This window comes from Candidatus Synechococcus spongiarum SH4 (assembly GCF_000586015.1).
GTDB classification, from domain to species: Bacteria; Cyanobacteriota; Cyanobacteriia; order PCC-6307; family Cyanobiaceae; genus Synechococcus_B; species Synechococcus_B spongiarum_F.
This window is the reverse complement of record NZ_JENA01000180.1, coordinates 1-3,440: the sequence shown is the minus strand read 5'-3', so window position 1 is coordinate 3,440 and position 3,440 is coordinate 1. Positions and strand designations below refer to the sequence as shown.

The window sequence follows — 3,440 nt, the reverse complement described above, 5'->3', positions numbered from 1 at the left end:
ACAATGGCGGGGGCTTGCAGGCCGGAGTCCCGCACTCGTTGGGGCAGGTCGGCAATGGGGCCGATGACGTGTTGCTGTAACGCGGTGGCGCCCTGCTGAATGGCTGCGGCGGGGGTGGCGGCATCCAGACCACCGGCCAGAAGCTGGGCCACAATGGCCGCCAGGTTGTGGATGCCCATATAGATCACCAGGGTGTCCGTAGCGGTGGCCAGGGCCTGCCAGTTCACCCTTTGGCGCACCTTGTTCACCAGCTCGTGACCCGTGACGAAGGTGATGGAGGATCCCGCCTCCCGGTGGGTGACCGGCAGGCCGATGTAGGCAGGGACAGCGATCCCGGCAGTGATGCCCGGAGTTACTTGCACGGGGATGCCCAGGGCGTGCAGGTAGGCGGCCTCCTCCGCCCCACGACCAAACACGAAGGGGTCTCCCCCCTTGAGCCGTACGATGAGCTTGTGGGTGTGGGCCAGTTGGGCCAGCACTGTGTTGGTGGATTGCTGGGGGACGGAGTGGTGGCCTCGGCGTTTGCCCACAAATACCTTGCGGCAGTTGGGGGAGGGCAGAGCCAGCAACTGGGTCGGCACCAGGGCATCGTAGACCAGGGCATCGCAGGTGCGGAGCAGACGGTGGGCCCGCACGGTGAGCAGGTCCGGATCACCTGGGCCGGCACCCACCAGGTAGACCGTTCCCAGAGATGCTTGGGCAACCATCAAGATGCCTCGTCCGTGATGCTCCAATTCATGCCCAATAGCAAGTTCAGAATATGTAGCAGAAGGTACAGATGCCAGCGGCCACGACTGGGCTTAATCCTCTTAACACAGCGACGCTATCCTTCTGAAGCGCTGTGACCTCCTGCAACAGCACTTGTTGCCTTCTGCACCTGTTACCTGCAACGCCATGGTCACAACGCCTTTGCCGCCCTATCTGGAAGGGAAGACTCTCAACAAGATTGAAAAGAACAAGGCCGCAAAAGATGGCCTGCTGGTTGGCTCCGAACTGGAAACCTTTGCCCGGTTGGGCTGGGAGAACGTTGATTCCACGGATCTTCAGTTGCGGCTGAAGTGGTATGGAATGTTCTGGCGGCCCAAAACTCCGGGCAAGTTCATGCTGCGCCTGCGGGTGCCCAACGGTATTGCCACCGCAGACCAACTCAACGTATTCGCTTCCATCGTGGCTCGCTACGGGGAGGATGGCGTCGGAGACATCACCACCCGCCAGAACATCCAGCTTCGGGGGGTGCTGCTGGAGGATCTCCCGGACATCCTCGAACGCCTCAAGGCCGTGGGGATCACCACCCTGCAATCGGGCTTTGACAATCCCCGCAACGTGACTGGCAATCCCCTGGCCGGAATCGATCCCCACGAAATCCTCGACACGCGCCCCTACACCCAGGCACTGCAGGACCACCTGACCAATCACGGTCAAGGCAATCGAGAGTTTTCCAATCTGCCCCGCAAGTGGAACACCGCTGTGGCGGGATCCAGGGATAACTTCCTGCTGCACAACGATATTGTGTTCCATCCCGTGGAGAAGGACGGGGTGATGGGGTTTGGCGTCTGGGTGGGTGGGGTGCTCTCCTCCGTGCTGAATGCCTATGCCGTCCCCCTCAATGCCTGGATTCCCCTGGATCAGGCTTGCCGCATGACCGGCGTGGTCTGCGGCCTGTGGCGCGACAACGGCGAGCGCAGCAAGCGCCCCAAGGGTCGCTTCCGGTTCTATCTGGATGCTGTGGGTGTGGAGGCGTTCCGGGCCATGGTGGAGGAGCGCTTCGGGCCGCTGGAGCCTGACCCCGGATCGGTGTTTAACCAACAGCCACGCAATCTGTACGGCATCCAGCCACAGAAGCAACCGGGTTTGAACGTGGCGGGGATCCATGTGCCCGTTGGGCGGCTCAGTTGTGGCGCCATGCAGGAACTGGCCCGGTTGTCTCGCATCTATGGCTGCTCGGAGGTGCGCTTTACCGAAGATCAGAACGCATTGATTCCCGGCATCCCGGACCACAAGGTGGAGACTTTCACGGCCGAGCCTTTCCTGCAGCGCTACCCGCTTCATCCCCAGGGCGTTGCCGCGGGAACCGTGTCCTGCACAGGGTCCAATTACTGCGGTTTTGCCCTCACCAACACCAAGGACCAGGCCATGGCCACAGCAACGGCCCTGGACAAGGATCTGGATCTGCCCCAGGAGGTGAAAATCCACTGGACCGGTTGTCCCAACTCCTGTGCCCAGGCCTACATGGGCGCCATTGGCCTCACCGGAACCAAGGCCAAAACCGATCAGGGCATGGTGGAAGCCTATGACGTCACCCTTGGGGGTAGTCAGGGGGGGCAACCCAGCCTTGGTGAACTGGTGCGCAAACGTGTGCCAAGAAATGAGGTGAATGCAGCTTTGAAAGAGCTGTTAATGGAGCACTACGGCGCGACGCCAAAAACCACAACTGCGGCTTGACGAAATTTCCCCCAGGAACTCTTCGGAGAAGACCTGTGTTCAGAGATGTCTTGATAAACTCTAACAATTTATCCAACGCTCTTCTAATTCCTAGATCATCATGGCCAACTCTAACAGCGAGATGGACTATGTCCTCCCCAATGAATTGGTGGATGGAATGATTGCCGCTGGCGGCAAGAAATCTCTTGTCAGTACCAAGGACCTGCTGTTGCGGGGCTTTTATTCCGGCTCCATTCTGGGCCTGGCCACCGCTCTGGCCCTGACGGTGGCCAAGCAAAGCGGGCTCCCCTTTCTGGGTTCCGTGCTGTTCCCCTTCGGCTTTGCCAGCATTGTCCTGTTTGGCATGGAACTGGTGACCGGCAACTTCGCCCTCCTCCCCATGGCCACCTGGGCCGGCAAAAGCACCTGGAACAAAACAGTCCGCAACTGGCTTTGGGTGTGGCTTGGCAATTTCCTGGGCTGTGCCCTGGTGGCAGGCATCATGGCCATCAGCCTCACCAGTGCGGGCAATCTGGAGCCTACCGCCGATGGGGGCGTCTGGCAGGGGGTGGCCCAAACCATCATCAATCTGAACCGCAACAACGTCATTGTTAAATATAAAGACCTGGGGATAACAGGATTTCTGCTGGCCATCCTGCGGGGTGTGGTCGCCAACTGGTTGGTGTGCCTGGGGGTGACCATGGCCCTGGTGAGCAAGAGCGTACCCGGAAAACTGTTGGCCTGCTGGCTCCCCATCACCGCATTCCAAACCCTGGGAATGGAGCACATTGTGGTCAACATGTTCCTGCACACCACCGGTCCGCTGCTGGGATCCGGCGTCAGCTTTGCTGACGTGTTCTTCTGGAACTTTTTCCCCGTCACTGTGGGCAACGTGTTCGGAGGCATGGTGTTTATCGGTATGGTGTTCTACAGCACCCACCGCTCCCCTCTGGCCAGCCTGCCTGACGTCAAAGACGCCAAGCTGGCCCGTGAGTTGGCCGCGCAGTTGGGCGCCCGTT

3 protein-coding genes are annotated in these 3,440 nt (G+C 60.1%); 2 read left to right on the top strand and 1 reads right to left on the bottom strand.

All coding sequences use genetic code 11. The annotated features are described in order from the left end of the window. A partial coding sequence (gene cobA / locus BG35_RS0107910) for a uroporphyrinogen-III C-methyltransferase (protein WP_025782398.1) occupies positions 1–707 on the bottom strand: 707 nt, incomplete at its 3' end. Between the two features lie 187 nt (positions 708–894). On the opposite strand from cobA, the gene BG35_RS0107905 reads away from it, so the two are divergent. Further along, complete coding sequence (locus BG35_RS0107905; protein ID WP_025782397.1) at positions 895–2,442, top strand: ferredoxin--nitrite reductase; 1,548 nt, start codon at positions 895–897, stop codon at positions 2,440–2,442. Positions 2,443–2,563: 121 nt separating this feature from the next. Continuing rightward, a partial coding sequence (locus BG35_RS0107900) for a formate/nitrite transporter family protein (protein WP_025782396.1) occupies positions 2,564–3,440 on the top strand: 877 nt, incomplete at its 3' end.